Raw genomic sequence first — 14,418 nt, forward strand, 5'->3', positions numbered from 1 at the left:
CGGCATGTACCGTTTTTCTTACATAAATTTCGCTCGGGGCCGCGGCCGGCGCGGGCCGGGAATCTGACCGTGGGATCAGGGCTGAGGAAGAACGCCGGCGGGAGCGAACCACGATTGTCTTCCCCCCCCCGGTGTACTGCCCGGCGTTGGCTACGCTTGTGCGAACGAGCGGAACAACATGCAAACCAGGACGGCGGGGGATGGCAATGGTCAAGAGCTCGGCGGGGCGGGCGATCCTGTGGTTGCTGCTGGCCATCTGGCCGTTGGCGGCGGCGGCAGCGTCATCGGCAGGGGATGCCGCCGTGGTGGCCGGCGAGCAACCGCCGGCAGAATTGAAGATCGATAACCGCAGCGTCATCGTGTTTCGCGGCACGCTGCTGGGCGAGTCGCCCGCTGCGCGGGTGCACCGGGCCACCACCATCATCGGCGAGGCGCTGGAAAACGGGGGCGAGCTCGCCGTCGGCATCGACCCGATCCAGGACAGCTACCTGGTGCTGCTGGGCTACAGCCGCGCCTTCATCGTTACCCCGCAGGACGTCGACCCGCCCGGCACCTCGGTGCGCGCGGCGGCGGAAAAGGCCGCCGCCAACCTGCGCCAGGTCGTGGTAGAGAGCGGCGAGGCGCGCAGCCTGCACTTCCTGCTGCGTGCCGCCGGCTATGCGGCGCTGGCCAGCGTGCTCTACGGTCTGCTGCTGCGTGCCGTCGGTTATCTGCGCGGCAAGGCCCTGGGCGTGCTGCCGCGGCTGATGCGGCGGCGCACCCACCTGCTGCGGCTGGGCGGCACGCCGCTGCTGGATACCCAGCACCTGCAGGGCCTGCTGGGGCGGTCGCTGTCGCTGCTCTACTGGCTGGTGGTGGCACTGCTGAGTTACCAGTGGCTGAGCTTCGTGCTGTCGCAGTTCCCCTACACCCGGCCGTGGGGCGAGAGCCTCAACGTGCACCTGCTGGACCTGGCGCACTACCTGGTCAACGGCATACTCGATGCGCTGCCCGGCCTGGCGGTGGCGCTGTGCATCCTGCTCATCGCCCGCGCCTTCAGCGGTTTCAGCCGCCGCCTGCTGCAGCGGCTGGCACGGCCGGGCAACCTGCGCTGGCTGACCGTGGAAACCCTGCAGCCGACCACGCGGCTGACCTCCCTGGCGATCTGGCTGTTCGCCATCGTCATGGCCTATCCGTACCTGCCCGGCTCCGGCACCGAGGCGTTCAAGGGCCTGTCGGTGCTGGTGGGCCTGATGATTTCCCTGGGCGCGTCCAGCGTCATCGGCCAGGCGGCGTCGGGGCTGATCCTCACCTATTCGCGCACCTTGCGTGCCGGGGAGTTCGTGCGGGTCGGCGAGCATGAAGGCACGGTCACCGAGGTCGGCATGTTCAACACCACCATCCGCACCGGCCTGGGCGAGGTGCTCACGCTGCCCAACTCGATGATCACCAGCTCGGTGACCAAGAACTACTCGCGCATCGTGCAGGGCACCGGCTACGTGGTGGATACCGTGGTCACAATCGGCTACGACACGCCCTGGCGGCAGGTGGAGGCCATGCTGATCGAGGCGGCGCGGCGTACCGAGGGGATTCTCGCGACGCCCATGCCGCAGGTGTTCCAGACCGCGCTGTCGGACTTCTACCCCGAATACCGCCTGGTGGCCCAGGCGATTCCCAGCGAGCCGCGCCCGCGGGCGGAACTGCTCAGCCTGCTGCACGCGCATATCCAGGACGTGTTCAACGAGTACGGCGTGCAGATCATGTCGCCGCACTACCTGGGCGACCCGCAGCAGCCCAAGTGGGTGCCGCGCGAGCAGTGGCACGCCGCGCCGGCAACGCCTGAGGCCGGCGGCGACCGTTGAGCCTGCGGGCCGGCGCGGCGGCGGTGGTCATCTATGCTCAGCGCTCCATGGCCGCCTTGCGCAAGGATCGGCCGCGCATCGACCCATCTTCCGGAGGCACCGCATGAACCTGCACCTGTCCGACAAGCTCGCCCTGGTCAGCGGCTCGACCAAGGGCATCGGTTTCGCCATCGCCCAGGGCCTGGCCCGCGAAGGGGCGCGGGTGATCCTCAACGGCCGCAGCCAGGCCTCGGTGGACGATGCCCTGGCGCGCCTTCACGCCGGGCAGGGCGATGCGAAGGTCGAAGGGTTCGCTGGTGACCTCTCCAACCCGCAGCAGATTGCCGCGCTGGTGCAGCGCTACCCGGCGGTGGATGTGCTGGTGAACAACCTGGGCATCTTCGATCCCAAGCCCTTCGAGGACATCGACGACCAGGAGTGGCTGCGCTTTCTCGACGTCAACCTGCTGTCCGGCGTGCGCCTGTCCCGCGCCTACCTGCCGGGGATGAAGCAGAAGAACTGGGGGCGGGTGGTGTTCATCAGCAGCGAGAGCGGCATCCAGATTCCGCTGGAGATGATCCACTACGGCGTCACCAAGACCGCCCAGCTCGGCCTGTCCCGCGGGTTGGCGGAATACTGCGCGGGCACCGGGGTGACGGTGAATGCGGTACTGCCGGGGCCGACCGCGTCCGAGGGCGTGGGCGAGTTCGTCGACAAGCTCTCCGGCGGCCAGCCGTTCGAGGAGTTCGAGGCTGAGTTCTTCCGCACCGCGCGGCCGGGTTCGCTGCTGCAGCGTTTCGCCCGCCCGGAGGAAATCGCCAACCTGGTGCTCTATGTCTGCTCGGAAGCCTCGTCCGCCACCAATGGCGCGGCGCTGCGGGTGGACGGCGGGCTGGTGCGCTCGGCGTTCTGAATCACTCGGCGCTGCGGCTTTCGAACTCCAGACCCAGCGCCAGGTCGCCGCAGCCGAGCTGGCCAAGCCAGGCCTGCGCGCTCGGCCCGGACAGGTGCGCCTCCAGCTCGGCCTGGCTGGCCCAGCGGGTGAGCACCTGCCAGCGGTCGGCAGCCAGCGCGTGCAGCTCGCCGGATTGGCAACCGGGTTGCCGGCGCACCTGCGCCAGCAGGGCAGACAGGTGAGTACCCAGCGCCGCGGCCTGGCCGGGGACTGCCTGGACGCGAACGATGGCAATGGCGGACGGGGACATGGCGAGGCTCCTTGTGCTGGGGTGGCCATTGGGCGCTGGCGCCGGCATCCGGTAAAGGCCGGAACCGGCTTTCAAAGCCGATGCTGAAAGGGTACGAGGCTGCGCTGCGCGCCTGAACCGCCAATTCCACGAAAAACCGCCGGGCCAATCTGTTGGGGCCGTGTTGCGATGCCTCCGACGCCTGTAGGAGCGGACTTCGTCCGCGATGGGGCATCGGTCATGCCCGCAGTGGCCGGAAAGCGATCGCGGACAGAGTCCGCTCCTACGAAAGCGCTCCGTGGCGTGCCTTTTGTAGGAGCAACTGTCTTTCTCTGAAAGTCCGTGCCTGTGTTTCCCTCTCCCTAACCCTCTCCCTGAAGGGAGAGGAGACTGTACTGTGCAGGTTGAAACCAGGATGTCAGCCGGCACGGGCGGCTCCCTCTCCCTTAAGGGCGGGGGCGGGGGAGAGGGCACGCCCCGGCGCGGCTTTTGTAGGAGCGGGCCATGCCCGCGATCCGTGAGCAGGGCTCACGGCATTGATGCACGCCGGGATGCGCGGACTTCGTCCGCGGTTCGCGGGCATGGCTCGCTCCTACAGGATTCGTCCAGAGCGACCGGGTATCGAAGCGAGGGCGTCAGGCCAACTGCTGCAGCAGGTCGCGCAGCTTGTCCAGCGCCGGGTCGATGTCCAGCGTGTCGATGGCGCCGAACCCCAGCAGCAGGCCATCGCGCACCGGCACCTGGTGATGGAACGGCGCCAGCCCGTACAGGCCGACGTCGACCTTGCGCGCCAGCTCGCAGAGCAGCGCCACGTTGATCGGCTCGCGCAGCAGGGCGGTGAGATGGAAACCGGCCACCGACGGCACCGCCTCCAGCCAGGGCGACAGGTCGCCCGCCAGCCGCGCGAGGATGCGTTCGCGACGCCCGGCGTAGATGCCGTGGCAGCGACGGATGTGCTTGAGCAGGTAGCCCTCGCTGATGAACCGCGCCAGCGCCCACTGCGGCAGCGTCGAGCTGTGCCAGTCGGAAATCTGCCGGGCGCGCACCAGCGCCGGGAACAGGCTCGGCGGTGGGATCAGGTAACCCAGGCGCAGCTCCGGCAGCAGCACCTTGGAGAAGGTGCCGATGTAGGCCACCACGCCGTGGCGGTCGAGGCTCTGCAGCGCATCGGTGGGCCGCCCTTCGTAGCGGAACTCGCTGTCATAGTCGTCCTCGATCACCAGCGCGCCCAGCTCCAGCGCCCGCGCCAGCAGCGCCTCGCGCCGCGCCGGGCTCATCGGCATACCCAGCGGGAACTGGTGCGAGGGCGTGGTGTAGACCATCCGCGTGCCATCGGGAATCTGCGCCACGCAGATGCCCTCGGCATCCACCGGCACGCTGACCACCTCGGCGCCGAGGGTCTGGAAGATCAACCGCGCCGGGGTGTAGCCGGGGTCCTCCATGGCCACTTTGTCGCCGGGGCGCAGCATGACGCGGGCGAGCAGGTCCAGCGCCTGCTGCGCGCCGTTGCAGACCATCACGTCATCCAGCTGGCAGTTCACCCCACGGGCGTAGGCGATGTGCCGCGCGATGCCGTCGCGCAGCGGCGCGATGCCCTCGGGGGCGCTGTAGTGCCCGCGCAGGCCGGTCATCTGGCGCAGCGCATGGTTCACGCAGCGCCGCCATTCCTCCTGGGGAAATTGCAGCTGGGTGGTGGCGCCGCCGATGAAGTCGCCCCTGGCCGTACCGGCGCCGGGGTGGCGCAGGCGCGTGTCGAGGCTGGCCCAGCGCTCGATGTTGTCCTGGCTGGCGAAGCGCACGCCATCCCGGCGACGGTCGTGGCGCGGCAGGTGGGTGTTGACGAAGGTGCCGCTGCCGATCTTGCCCACCAGCACGCCCTCGTACGTGAGCTGGGCGTAGGTGTCGGAAATGGTCTTGCGCGAGATGCCCAGCTGCTCGGCCAGCAGGCGGCTGGGTGGCAGGCGGCTGCCGGCGGCGAGGCGGCCGGAGTCGATGGCTTCGCGCAGCTGGCGATAGAGTTGCCCGGCGAGATCCTTCTGGCCGTGGATGATCAGGTGCAGCTCCAAGGGCGGGCTCCGCAGGTTCAGTGCCGTGGCGCAAGCGTAGCGCCGGCCGGTGGCGCGGTGAAGTTGCGCGGCGGAAATTCCCTGGATTGGCCACCCGCCACCCGGACGGCGCGGCGCACAATCACCGGGTCATCCCCTGGAGTGCCGTCATGCAGCCGCGTCTGGATTACTACACCGCCTCGCCGGAAGCGCTGAAGGCGGTGCTGGCGCTGGAAGCCGCCATCTTCGAACTGTCGCTGGAAAAGCCGCTGCTGGAGTTGGTGCGCCTGCGCGTGTCGCAGGTGAACAATTGCGCGTTCTGCGCCGACCTGCACGCCATGGAGGCGCGGCGCAACGGCGAGAGCGAACGGCGCCTGTTCGCCGTCAGCGTCTGGCGCGAGTCGCCGTTCTTCACCGAACGGGAGAGGGCGGCGCTGGCCTGGTGCGAGTCGGTGACGCTGCTGTCCGAGTCCCAGGTGCCGCTGGAGGTCTTCGAGTCGGCCCGCAACGCGTTCAGCGAACGCGAGCTGGTGGACCTCACCGTGGCCATCGGTGCGATCAACCTGTGGAACCGGCTGGGCGTTTCGTTTCGCCAGCAGCCGCCGGCGTGAACAGCAACGCGCCGGCTGCCTTTCTCTTTTGTAGGAGCGAGCTTGCTCGCGAACGACTTCACCGGCAGCTACGGTGTTGAGGCTGTTCGCGAGCAAGCTCGCTCCTACAGGCTTCACTCCGGCGCAGGGGGAGACAGCACAATGCTCCCACCATTAGAGCGCTCGCTGCGGCTGCGAGCGCCGGGATGAAGCTGCCAGTCAACCCACGCAGCGCGCTGGCGGCCAACGGGCCGACGATCTGCCCGACACCATACAGCGCCGTCATCGCCGCGAGCATGTTGAAGCGCACCTGCGCCGCCACCGCGCGGGCCGCCGGCATGGCGATGGTCACGGTGCCCATGAAGCTGCCGCCCACCAGCACCGCGCTGGCCAGGTAGAGGAGGGCGGAGTCGCCCAGCGCCGGCAGCATCACGCCCACCGCCTGCACCAGCAGGTTCAGCGCCAGCGCGCGGCGGCCGCCCAGCCTCAGGTGCAGGCGGTGCCAGAGGAAGCAGGACGGCGCGGCGCCCAGGCCGAACGCGGCCCAGACCTGCAGCGGGTCGATGGCGCCCAGGCCGCTCTTCATCAGCAGCGGCAGGTAGGTGGCGGTGATGATGTAGCCGAAGCCGGCCAGGCCGTAGACCAGCAGGATGATCGATGCAGGCAGCTCCGGCGCCGGCCCGGTGCCGTTCGCCGTGTGCCGCGACGCAGCCGGCGCTTCTCGGCCCAGCGCCGGCACGGCGAGCAGCGACAGCACCAGCCCGGCCAATGCCAGCACGCACCAGATCGCCGCGCTGCCCAGGCCGAAGGCGTTGCCGGCGGCGATCAGCTCCGCCGAGGCGAGGATGCCGACGCCCACGCCGGCGAACATCATCGGCGCGCCGTGGCTTTCGCCCATGCGCTGCAGCAGCCATTGCGCAGCGCTGACCAGCACCATGGCGGTGAGCACGCCGGCCAGCAGGCGCACGCCGACGGCGAACCAGACCGGCGCCGGAATCGCCATGGCAACGAGGGCCAGCAGTGTGCCGGCCAGGGCCATCAGGCAGATGCGCGCCGCATGGCGCTCATGGCTGCGCGCCAGCAGCAGGGCGCCGAGCAGGTAGCCCGCGTAGTTGGCCGAGGCCGCCAGGGAGCCGCCGGTGACGCTGAGCACGCCGTCGCGCACCATCAGCGGATACAGGCCGGTGAAGGCGAAGCGGCCAAACCCCATGCCCACGGCCAGGATCAGCGCCGCCGAGAGTGCGGCGGGCAGGCGGCGAGCGCGGCTCATGGGCGCGCCTCCAGGGCTTCGCGCCAGCGCTGGAAGGCGCCGGTGGCATAGCCATCGCGCCAGATCAGCAGGGTGTCCACCTCCATCAGCGGCACCACTTGCAGGGCGGGCGTGTCCCGTTGCAGTTCCAGCACCGAGCGCGGCAGCACGCCGAAGCAGGAACCGGCGTTCACGCAGGCGAGGATGCCGTGGTAGGAGCCCACCTCCTGCACGGCGAGCGAAGCGCCCTTCAACCAGCGCTCGAGCAGCTGGCGGTAAGTGCAGCCGCGGGCGAAGCCCACCAGGGTGCGGATCTGCACGTCTTCGGGGCGGGTGACCGGCGGATGGTCGCCGGGCAGCACCAGCAGCAATTCCTCGCGAAAGACCGCTTCGGCGCACAGGCCACGCTCCAGCAGCGATTCGAAGCCGGGCTCGGCGTGCAGGATGTCCGGATGGGAGATCAGCGCACAGTCCAGCTGGCGCTCCAGCACCTGGTTGATGAGTTTCTGGCTGTGCCCCGTGCTGACGTGCAGCTCCACCTCCGGATAGGCGCGATGGAAGCGCGCGAGGATCGCCGGCAAGCGGCTCGCCGCGGCCGCCTCCATGCTGCCCAGGCGCAGGCTGCCGGTGGCGCTGCGGGGGTGCAGCGACTGCCGCGCTTCGTTGGCCAGCGCCAGCAATTGTTCGGCGTAACGGAGGAATTCGCGGCCTTGGTCGGTCAGCGTCATGCGTCTGCCGTCACGCAGGAACAGCGCCGCACCCAGGTCTTCCTCGAGTTGGCGGATGCGCGTGGTGACGTTCGATTGCACCCGCTGCAGACGAGCGGCGGCGCGGGTCACGCTCTGTTCCTCGGCCACGCAACGGAAGATTTCCAGGCTGGAGAGATCCATGATTGATCTTCAATAGAGAATAAGTTGCGACGAATATTCTCTTCATGAGATGGTAAGTCAAGCCATTGATCGACCACCCGGCGGCGAATCCGCCGGCCCCGCGACGAGGACCCCGTCATGCGCATCACCGAACGGCTCGGCATCCAGCACCCCATCATCCAGGCGCCGATGGTCGGCGTGTCCACCCCGGCGCTGGCCGCGGCGGTGTCCAATGCCGGCGGGCTGGGGTCCATCGGCCTGGGGGCGAGCACCCCGGCCCAGGCCCGCGCGCTGCTGGCACAGACCCGCGCGCTGACCGACAAGCCGCTCAACCTCAACCTGTTCTGCCACCGCCCGGCCGTGGCCGATCCGGCCCGCGAAGCCGTTTGGCTGGAACACCTGCGCCCGCTGTTCGCCGAGTTCGATGCGCAGCCGCCGACGCAGATCACCGAGATCTACCGCAGTTTCCTGGCCGACCCCGAGATGCTGGAGTTCCTCATCGAGGCGCGCCCGGCCGTGGTCAGCTTCCATTTCGGCCTGCCGCCGCAGGACTGGATCGACCGTCTTAAAGCGGCCGGCATCCGCCTGCTGGCCACCGCCACCTGCCTTGCCGAAGGCCGCGCCATCGAGGCGGCGGGCCTCGACGCCATCGTCGCGCAAGGCTATGAGGCCGGCGGCCACCGTGGCGTGTTCGAGCCGGAAAAGGACGCGCGCATCGGCACTTTCGCGCTGGTGCGTACGCTGGTGAAAGGCACCGGGCTGCCGGTGATCGCGGCGGGCGGGATCATGGACGGGCAGGGCATGCGCGCCGTGTTCGAACTGGGCGCGCAGGCGGTGCAGATGGGCACGGCCTTCATCGGCGCCGACGAGTCTTCGGCCAACGCCGCGTTCAAGGCAGCGCTGCGCGGCGAACGTGGCGAGCGCACCGAAGTGACGGCGGCGATTTCCGGCCGTGCGGCGCGGGGCATGGTCAACCGGCTGTTCACCGACGTCGGCAGCGCGACTGCGCCGGCGCTGCCGGACTACCCGATCACCTACGACGCGGCCAAGGCACTGACCGCCGCTGCAGCCGCCAAGGGCAACAGCGATTTCGCCGTGCAGTGGGCCGGGCAGGGCGCGCCGCTGGCGCGGGAGATGCCGGCGGCGGACCTGGTGGCGACGCTGATGGCCGAGTTCCGCACCGGCACGAACCTGTAGGAGCGAGCTTGCTCGCGAACGGATTTCCCCAGGGCACCGGCGTCAAGCGGTTCGCGAGCAAGCTCGCTCCTACCAGGGCATTCGAACCAGCAGCGTAGGACGGATAACCTGGAACAGGTTATCCGTCGGACCACTCACGGCGGATAACGCTGGCGCGTTATGCGCCCTACAGCTTCCTACACGCGTATCGAGTCAGCGGGCGCTGACGGCGGTGGCGGGCTTCTCCCGCGGCCGCCACAACTCGGCCAGCAGCACGCCGGCCAGGGTCAGCGCGCCGCCCACCAGGTGGTAGCTGGTGAGCCGCTCGCCCAGCACCACGGCGGCGATGGCGGCGGTCAGTACCGGCAGCAGGTTGAAGAACAGTGACATGCGGCTCGGCCCCATGCGCTGTACGCCCTGCATCCACGCCAGCGCGCCGACGATGGAGGCCAGCAGCCCGGCATACAGCACCAGCGGCAGGTTGGCGGCGGACAGGCCGTGATGCGGCGAGGCCAGGTACAGCGGCGCCAGCGCGACGATCGCCACCAGCACCTGCAGGTACAGCATCAGCAGCGGCGGCAGCGGCAGGTTCCACTTCTTCAGCAGCACGCCATACACGCCGTAGGCGAGGGTGGCGACGATCATCATGCCGTCGCCCAGGTTCACGCCGTGGCTGAGCAGTTGCCGCGGGCTGCCCTGGGTGATCACCAGAAGCACGCCGCCCAGCGACACCAGCGCGCCCAGCAGGGCGGCGAGGCTCAGCCGGTGGCGCAGCAGCACGGAGGCCAGCGCCAGTGACATCAGTGGCATCAGCGAGAGGATGATGCCCATGTTGGTCGCCGAGGTGAGCGCGGCGGCGTAGTAGGCCAGGCACTGGTAGACAGCCATGCCGAGCAGGCCGAGGGTGACGATCCTGCCCAGGTTGGCGCGGATCACCGGCCAGTGGGCGAGGGTGGCGCGCAGCAGGAAGGGCGTCAGCAGCGCGCCGGCGAGCACCCAGCGGAAGAAGCCGATCTCCGCCGGGGCGATCTGCCCCACGGCGAGCTTGTTGACGACGGTATTGCCGGACCAGATGACCACGGCCAGCAGGGGGAACAGGTAGTTCATGGGTTCTTGCAGGTCTCAGGATTGACTTCGGAGTGGGGCTGTTTCCCTCTCCCCAGCCCTGGCTACGCGCCCTGCTCCGAAGGGAGAGGGACTGGTTCGGAGCAGGATTACGCCGTTGTGTCAGCCGGCACGAACGGCTCCCTCTCCCTTCAGGGAGAGGGCTGGGGAGAGGGCGCTCCACCAATGGCGCCCATTGTCCGCCCGTCCGAATCCAGACGTATAATGAATACCGGACAATCCACCCCGGCATTCGGACATGACCCGCGCGCTGCCGCTCCCGCTTCCCGACATCGACCAGTTGCCCGCCGCGTTGTACTTCCGCTACGACGAGTTCGACGCCGGCACCCACTCGCCCAGCCATCGCCATCCCTGGGGCCAGCTCAACTACGCGTCGCACGGGGTGATGGAGCTGGAAGTGGACGGCCAGCGCTTCCTCTCGCCGCCGCAGTACGCCGTGTGGGTGCCGCCGGGGCTCGAACACAGCTGCTACAACCGCCAGGCCATCATCTACCGTTCGCTGTACGTGTCCGCCGAGGTGGCGCGCAAGCTGCCGCCGAGCCCGTGCACGCTGGCCATCAGCGACATCCTCAAGGCGATCCTCTCCGACTTCGCCGCACGCCGGGTGAACGTCCCGCAGAGCGCCGCCGACCAGCGCCTGGCCGAGGTGGTGATCGACCAGCTGCAGGCCGCACAGCCCCACGATGACTACCTGCCCTACGCCAGCGGCGGTGCGCTGGGCGAGGTGCTGGCCGCGCTGCAGGCCGAGCCGGGCGACAACCGCACCCTGGCGCAGTGGGCCGAGCGCGTGCACAGCACCGAGCGCACCCTGGCCCGAGCCTGTCAGCGGGAGCTGGGGATGTCGTTCGGCGAATGGCGCCAGCGCCTGCGGTTTCTCGCCGCCATCGAGGCACTGGCATCGGGGGAAGGGGTGCAGCAGATCGCCTTCAACCTGGGCTACAGCAGCCCCTCGGCGTTCATCGCCATGTTCCGGCGGCTTGCGGGCACCACGCCGGAGCAGTATCGATTGACCTTCCGCGCCCTGGCGCGGGGCTGAGGGCTCAGCGGCGTCCTCCTTCGAGGCCCTTCAGGGTCTTGCGGCAATGCACCAGCGCGTCGCGCACCATGAAGTTCACCAGGGTCGGGGATACGCCCAATTCCTCGGCGATCTCCTTCTGCGTGCGGCCGTGCAGGCGGTACATCTCGAAGGCGTAGCGGGTGCGTTCGGGCAGGCTCTGCAGCGCGCTGGAGATGGCCTCGAGGGTCTGCCGGTCCTCGTGCTCGATCTCCGGCGAGGCGGACGGCGTGGCGATGTGCAGGCCTTCTTCCTCGCTCCCCGAGTAGCGCTTCTCCAGCGCCTGGCGGCGATAGAGGTCGATGGCCAGGTTGCGCACCACGCGCATCAGGTAGCCGCTCTGCGACTGGATGCCGGGCGTGAGGTCGCTCGCATTGAGCTTGAGGTACGCATCGTGCACCACGTCTTCGGCATGGCTGCGGCAGCCGAGGATGCGTGCGGCCGCATTGATGAAGGTCTGCCGGTGGGTGGCGAACAGCTCGTGGAGAGCGGGGCGCGGCTCGGCGGGCATTGGCTTGGACATGCAAGGTTTCCTATGCGGCGGCGGAGGCGGGGACGTCCACATGGGTTGAGGCGGTCAATCTAGTTCAAATGATAATTATTATCAATTTATTCGGAAGACTCCGACTCTCGCTCTGGAACAAGGGTTCCCACATAGGCTCGGAGATTTTTCATTCGCATCCATTCGTCAGAACTCTCGTCTTTCAGGTGAAGGGCAAGCCAGGAAATTTCGCCGGGGCATATCTTATGAGAATTAATCGCATCCGAGAACACTAACTATTTCATCTCCTCCCTCGTCTTCATGGCAGAGCCGGAAAACAGCGGTAGTGGCCGCTGGCCGGCATCCCGGACAGCTGAAGGAGAAGAGCGATGGCGTTCGATCGCGACGATGCGGTGTACAAGGTGCTGGTCAATGGCGAAGAGCAGTACTCGCTGTGGCCGGACTACAAGGAAGTCCCCGCCGGCTGGCGCGAAGCCGGTCAGCGCGGCAGCAAGGCCGAGTGCCTGGCCTTCGTCGAGGCGAACTGGACCGACATGCGTCCGCTGAGCCTGCGGCAGAAAATGGACGGCCCGGCGGCGGGGCACTGACCCATGCTGCGTCTGTTCTGCCTGCCGTATTCCGGCGCCAGCGCCATGCTCTATGCGCGCTGGAAGCGCCAACTGCCGAGCTGGGTCGAGGTCTGCCCGGTGGAGCTGCCCGGCCGCGGCCGGCGCTTCGCCGAAGACCTGCAGACCGACCTGCGCGCCCTGGCCAGCCAACTGGCCGATGAGCTTGCGGCGCGCCTCGATCAGCCCTACGCCCTGTTCGGCCACAGCCTCGGCGGCCTGCTGGCGTTCGAGCTCGCCCACGCCCTGCGCGAGCGCGGCCTGCCGTTGCCGCAGGCGCTGTTCGCCTCGGCGGCTTCCGCACCGGCGCGTCGCGACAGCCATCGCGAGCTGGCGCAGGCGCAGAGCGACGCCCAGCTGATCGAGCGCATGCGCCGCCTGGGCGGCACGCCCGACGCGGTGTTCGCCGATGAGGAAATGCTGCGCCTGACCCTGCCGGTGATGCGTGCCGACTTCCTCCTCTGCGGCCTGTACGACTACCGCCCCCGCGCGCCGTTGGCCTGCCCGATCCATGTGTTCGGCGGCAAGGCCGACCGGCTCTCGGTGGACTCGCTGTCGGCCTGGCAGGACGAGACCAGCGCCGGCTTCTCCCTGGAGATGCTCGACGGCGGTCACTTCTTCCTGCATGCCGGCGAAGCGCGCCTGCTCGAACTGCTGCTCGGTCACCTGCGCCAGCCCGGCCAGTCGACCAGCGCAGAGCTGGCCTGATCGATCACGCGGAGACCCCGATGCCCACCTCCACCCTGTTCGACATTGTTCCCCTGGCCGAAGCGCGCGGCGGCCTGCCGCTGCTGGTGCAGGCCCGCGGCGACGGCATCGACCTGCTCGATGCCCTGGCCGAGCTGCGCCCACTGGTGGCGGAGCGCCTGCCGGTGTGCGCCGGCATTCTCTTTCGCGGCTTCCAGGTCGGCGCGCCGGAGCGCTTCCGCGAATTCGCCGCCGGCTTCGGCCACCCGCTGCTCGACTACGAGTTCGGCTCCACCCCGCGCAGCAACGTCACCCGTGGCGTGTACACCTCCACCGAATACCCGCCGCACCAGCACATCCCGCTGCACAACGAGCAGGCCTATACCCGCGAGTGGCCGATGAAGATCTGGTTCTACTGCGTGCAGGCCGCGCAGAGCGGTGGCGAGACGCCGATCGCCGACAGCCGCGAGATCTACCGCCAGGTGGACGCGGGCATTCGCCGGCGCTTCAGCGAACGCGGGCTGATGTACACCCGCAACTACGGCAACGGCCTGGACGTCGCCTGGGAGCAGGTGTTCAACAGCGGCGACCCGGCCGTGGTCGAGGCCTACTGCAAGGCCCACGGCATCGGCTGGGAGTGGAAGGAAGACGGTGAGCTGCGCACCCGCCAGGTCTGTCAGGCGGTGGCGCAGCACCCGGCCACCCGCGACTGGGTCTGGTTCAACCAGGCGCACCTGTTCCACGTCTCCAACCTGCCGCCGGAGGTGCGCGAAAGCCTGCTGGAAATCGTCGACGAGGAAGACTTGCCGCGCAACGTCTACTACGGCGACGGCAGCCCCATCGAGACCGCCGTGCTCGACGACATCCGCGGCGTGCTGGAGGAGGCCAAGGTGAGCTTCCCCTGGGCCAGCGGCGATGTCCTGATGCTCGACAACATGCTCGCCGCCCACGCGCGCTCGCCCTTCAGCGGGCCGCGCAAGGTGGTCGTGGCGATGGCGGAGGGGCATGGCGCGGATGTGCAGGCCTGATGGCCGTGCGGATAGCTCCCTGGCTTTCGGAGGAGTGCTCGGCCAGGCGGTAAGGGCCAGCGTCGGAGCGGCCGGAAGGACCCTCTCCCTAACCCTCTCCCTGAAGGGAGAGGGGACTGGTTCGGAGCGGTTGGAGGTTTCAGGAGTACGCCGGACCTTTCAGCCCGTACAGGCAGCTCCCTCTCCCTAACCCTCTCCCCGAAAGGAGAAGGGACTGGTCCGGAGCAATTGGAGGTTTCAGGAGTACGCCGGACTTAGAGCCGGCACAGACAGCTCCCTCTCCCTTTAGGGAGAGGGCGGGGGGAGAGGGCCGCACCCAGCGCCGGAGCGGCGGGCAACACCCTCTCCCTAACCCTCCCCCCGAAAGGAGAAGGGACTGGTCCGGAGCAATTGGAGGTTTCAGGAGTACGCCGGACTTAAGAGCCGGCACAGACAGCTCCCTCTCCCTTCAGGGAGAGGGCACCGATCGGAGCGAGTGAGCAGT

The 14,418-nt window shown here is 68.7% G+C and carries 14 protein-coding genes; 8 read left to right on the forward strand and 6 right to left on the reverse strand.

Features of this window, described 5'->3' with window-relative positions; translation table 11 throughout:
* Nucleotides 1-206: 206 nt before the first annotated feature.
* Together ACNFIA_RS09950 and ACNFIA_RS09955 are read left to right on the forward strand one after the other, a co-directional pair.
* Complete coding sequence (locus ACNFIA_RS09950) at nucleotides 207-1,841, forward strand: mechanosensitive ion channel family protein (RefSeq protein WP_416784627.1); 1,635 nt, start codon at nucleotides 207-209, stop codon at nucleotides 1,839-1,841.
* A 103-nt stretch (nucleotides 1,842-1,944) separates the two neighbouring features.
* Nucleotides 1,945-2,733 (forward strand): SDR family NAD(P)-dependent oxidoreductase, encoded by a 789-nt coding sequence (locus tag ACNFIA_RS09955; RefSeq protein WP_416784484.1) that lies wholly within the window; start codon nucleotides 1,945-1,947, stop codon nucleotides 2,731-2,733.
* 1 nt (nucleotide 2,734) lies between these two features.
* Here the strand turns inward: ACNFIA_RS09955 and ACNFIA_RS09960 are convergent, their stop codons facing one another.
* Both ACNFIA_RS09960 and ACNFIA_RS09965 read right to left on the reverse strand, forming a co-directional pair.
* Nucleotides 2,735-3,025: a putative quinol monooxygenase gene (locus ACNFIA_RS09960; RefSeq protein WP_416784486.1), complete on the reverse strand. Its 291-nt coding sequence runs from the start codon at nucleotides 3,023-3,025 to the stop codon at nucleotides 2,735-2,737.
* Between the two features lie 614 nt (nucleotides 3,026-3,639).
* Nucleotides 3,640-5,070 (reverse strand): PLP-dependent aminotransferase family protein, encoded by a 1,431-nt coding sequence (locus tag ACNFIA_RS09965; RefSeq protein ID WP_416784488.1) that lies wholly within the window; start codon nucleotides 5,068-5,070, stop codon nucleotides 3,640-3,642.
* Nucleotides 5,071-5,219: 149 nt separating this feature from the next.
* On the opposite strand from ACNFIA_RS09965, the gene ACNFIA_RS09970 reads away from it, so the two are divergent.
* Entirely contained in the window at nucleotides 5,220-5,660 is a 441-nt protein-coding gene (locus ACNFIA_RS09970; RefSeq protein WP_416784490.1) for a carboxymuconolactone decarboxylase family protein, read from the forward strand.
* Between the two features lie 58 nt (nucleotides 5,661-5,718).
* Here the strand turns inward: ACNFIA_RS09970 and ACNFIA_RS09975 are convergent, their stop codons facing one another.
* Both ACNFIA_RS09975 and ACNFIA_RS09980 read right to left on the reverse strand, forming a co-directional pair.
* The gene (locus tag ACNFIA_RS09975) at nucleotides 5,719-6,909 is read right to left on the reverse strand and encodes a YbfB/YjiJ family MFS transporter (protein ID WP_416784492.1); all 1,191 of its coding nucleotides are present in this window, start codon (nucleotides 6,907-6,909) and stop codon (nucleotides 5,719-5,721) included.
* The gene (locus tag ACNFIA_RS09980) at nucleotides 6,906-7,778 is read right to left on the reverse strand and encodes a LysR substrate-binding domain-containing protein (RefSeq protein ID WP_416784494.1); all 873 of its coding nucleotides are present in this window, start codon (nucleotides 7,776-7,778) and stop codon (nucleotides 6,906-6,908) included. Before ACNFIA_RS09980 ends, ACNFIA_RS09975 begins: the two co-directional genes overlap by 4 nt.
* Before the next feature lie 117 nt (nucleotides 7,779-7,895).
* Here ACNFIA_RS09980 and ACNFIA_RS09985 point away from each other — a divergent pair, with 117 nt between their 5' ends.
* Nucleotides 7,896-8,954 carry an NAD(P)H-dependent flavin oxidoreductase gene (locus ACNFIA_RS09985; RefSeq protein WP_416784495.1) on the forward strand — a complete coding sequence of 353 codons (1,059 nt, stop codon included), beginning with the start codon at nucleotides 7,896-7,898 and terminating at the stop codon, nucleotides 8,952-8,954.
* Between the two features lie 192 nt (nucleotides 8,955-9,146).
* On the opposite strand, the gene ACNFIA_RS09990 is transcribed toward ACNFIA_RS09985, so the two are convergent.
* Nucleotides 9,147-10,040 (reverse strand): DMT family transporter, encoded by an 894-nt coding sequence (locus ACNFIA_RS09990; RefSeq protein WP_259755222.1) that lies wholly within the window; start codon nucleotides 10,038-10,040, stop codon nucleotides 9,147-9,149.
* A gap of 256 nt (nucleotides 10,041-10,296) precedes the next feature.
* Here ACNFIA_RS09990 and ACNFIA_RS09995 point away from each other — a divergent pair, with 256 nt between their 5' ends.
* Nucleotides 10,297-11,094, forward strand: coding sequence for an AraC family transcriptional regulator (locus ACNFIA_RS09995; RefSeq protein ID WP_416784498.1), 798 nt, complete (start codon nucleotides 10,297-10,299; stop codon nucleotides 11,092-11,094).
* Between the two features lie 4 nt (nucleotides 11,095-11,098).
* On the opposite strand, the gene ACNFIA_RS10000 is transcribed toward ACNFIA_RS09995, so the two are convergent.
* Nucleotides 11,099-11,635, reverse strand: a complete 537-nt coding sequence (locus tag ACNFIA_RS10000) for an RNA polymerase factor sigma-70 (protein ID WP_416784500.1) — start codon at nucleotides 11,633-11,635, stop codon at nucleotides 11,099-11,101.
* A gap of 347 nt (nucleotides 11,636-11,982) precedes the next feature.
* On the opposite strand from ACNFIA_RS10000, the gene ACNFIA_RS10005 reads away from it, so the two are divergent.
* From ACNFIA_RS10005 to ACNFIA_RS10015, 3 genes are read left to right on the forward strand one after another with little or no spacing between them, the layout of a single operon-like run.
* Nucleotides 11,983-12,201 (forward strand): MbtH family protein, encoded by a 219-nt coding sequence (locus ACNFIA_RS10005; RefSeq protein WP_259755218.1) that lies wholly within the window; start codon nucleotides 11,983-11,985, stop codon nucleotides 12,199-12,201.
* Nucleotides 12,202-12,204: 3 nt separating this feature from the next.
* On the forward strand, nucleotides 12,205-12,927 hold the full coding sequence (locus tag ACNFIA_RS10010; protein ID WP_416784502.1) for a thioesterase II family protein: 723 nt from the start codon (nucleotides 12,205-12,207) through the stop codon (nucleotides 12,925-12,927).
* A 20-nt stretch (nucleotides 12,928-12,947) separates the two neighbouring features.
* A complete protein-coding gene (locus ACNFIA_RS10015) occupies nucleotides 12,948-13,934 on the forward strand; it encodes a TauD/TfdA family dioxygenase (RefSeq protein WP_416784504.1) in 987 nt (328 codons plus the stop codon).
* The last annotated feature ends 484 nt before the right edge of the window (nucleotides 13,935-14,418 follow it).

It is taken from the genome of Pseudomonas sp. NY15437, assembly GCF_048068435.1.
In the GTDB taxonomy this organism is placed as follows: domain Bacteria; phylum Pseudomonadota; class Gammaproteobacteria; order Pseudomonadales; family Pseudomonadaceae; genus Pseudomonas; species Pseudomonas nitroreducens_B.

Bases quoted from the DNA above. Each gene is read 5' to 3' on its own strand.
- ACNFIA_RS09985 (WP_416784495.1), top strand. From the start codon at position 7,896: ATGCGCATCACCGAACGGCTCGGCATCCAGCACCCCATCATCCAGGCG.
- ACNFIA_RS09950 (WP_416784627.1), top strand. From the start codon at position 207: ATGGTCAAGAGCTCGGCGGGGCGGGCGATCCTGTGGTTGCTGCTGGCC.
- ACNFIA_RS09980 (WP_416784494.1), bottom strand. From the start codon at position 7,778: ATGGATCTCTCCAGCCTGGAAATCTTCCGTTGCGTGGCCGAGGAACAG.
- ACNFIA_RS10010 (WP_416784502.1), top strand. From the start codon at position 12,205: ATGCTGCGTCTGTTCTGCCTGCCGTATTCCGGCGCCAGCGCCATGCTC.
- ACNFIA_RS10015 (WP_416784504.1), top strand. From the start codon at position 12,948: ATGCCCACCTCCACCCTGTTCGACATTGTTCCCCTGGCCGAAGCGCGC.
- ACNFIA_RS09960 (WP_416784486.1), bottom strand. From the start codon at position 3,025: ATGTCCCCGTCCGCCATTGCCATCGTTCGCGTCCAGGCAGTCCCCGGC.
- ACNFIA_RS10000 (WP_416784500.1), bottom strand. From the start codon at position 11,635: ATGTCCAAGCCAATGCCCGCCGAGCCGCGCCCCGCTCTCCACGAGCTG.
- ACNFIA_RS09975 (WP_416784492.1), bottom strand. From the start codon at position 6,909: ATGAGCCGCGCTCGCCGCCTGCCCGCCGCACTCTCGGCGGCGCTGATC.
- ACNFIA_RS09970 (WP_416784490.1), top strand. From the start codon at position 5,220: ATGCAGCCGCGTCTGGATTACTACACCGCCTCGCCGGAAGCGCTGAAG.
- ACNFIA_RS09995 (WP_416784498.1), top strand. From the start codon at position 10,297: ATGACCCGCGCGCTGCCGCTCCCGCTTCCCGACATCGACCAGTTGCCC.
- ACNFIA_RS09955 (WP_416784484.1), top strand. From the start codon at position 1,945: ATGAACCTGCACCTGTCCGACAAGCTCGCCCTGGTCAGCGGCTCGACC.
- ACNFIA_RS10005 (WP_259755218.1), top strand. From the start codon at position 11,983: ATGGCGTTCGATCGCGACGATGCGGTGTACAAGGTGCTGGTCAATGGC.
- ACNFIA_RS09990 (WP_259755222.1), bottom strand. From the start codon at position 10,040: ATGAACTACCTGTTCCCCCTGCTGGCCGTGGTCATCTGGTCCGGCAAT.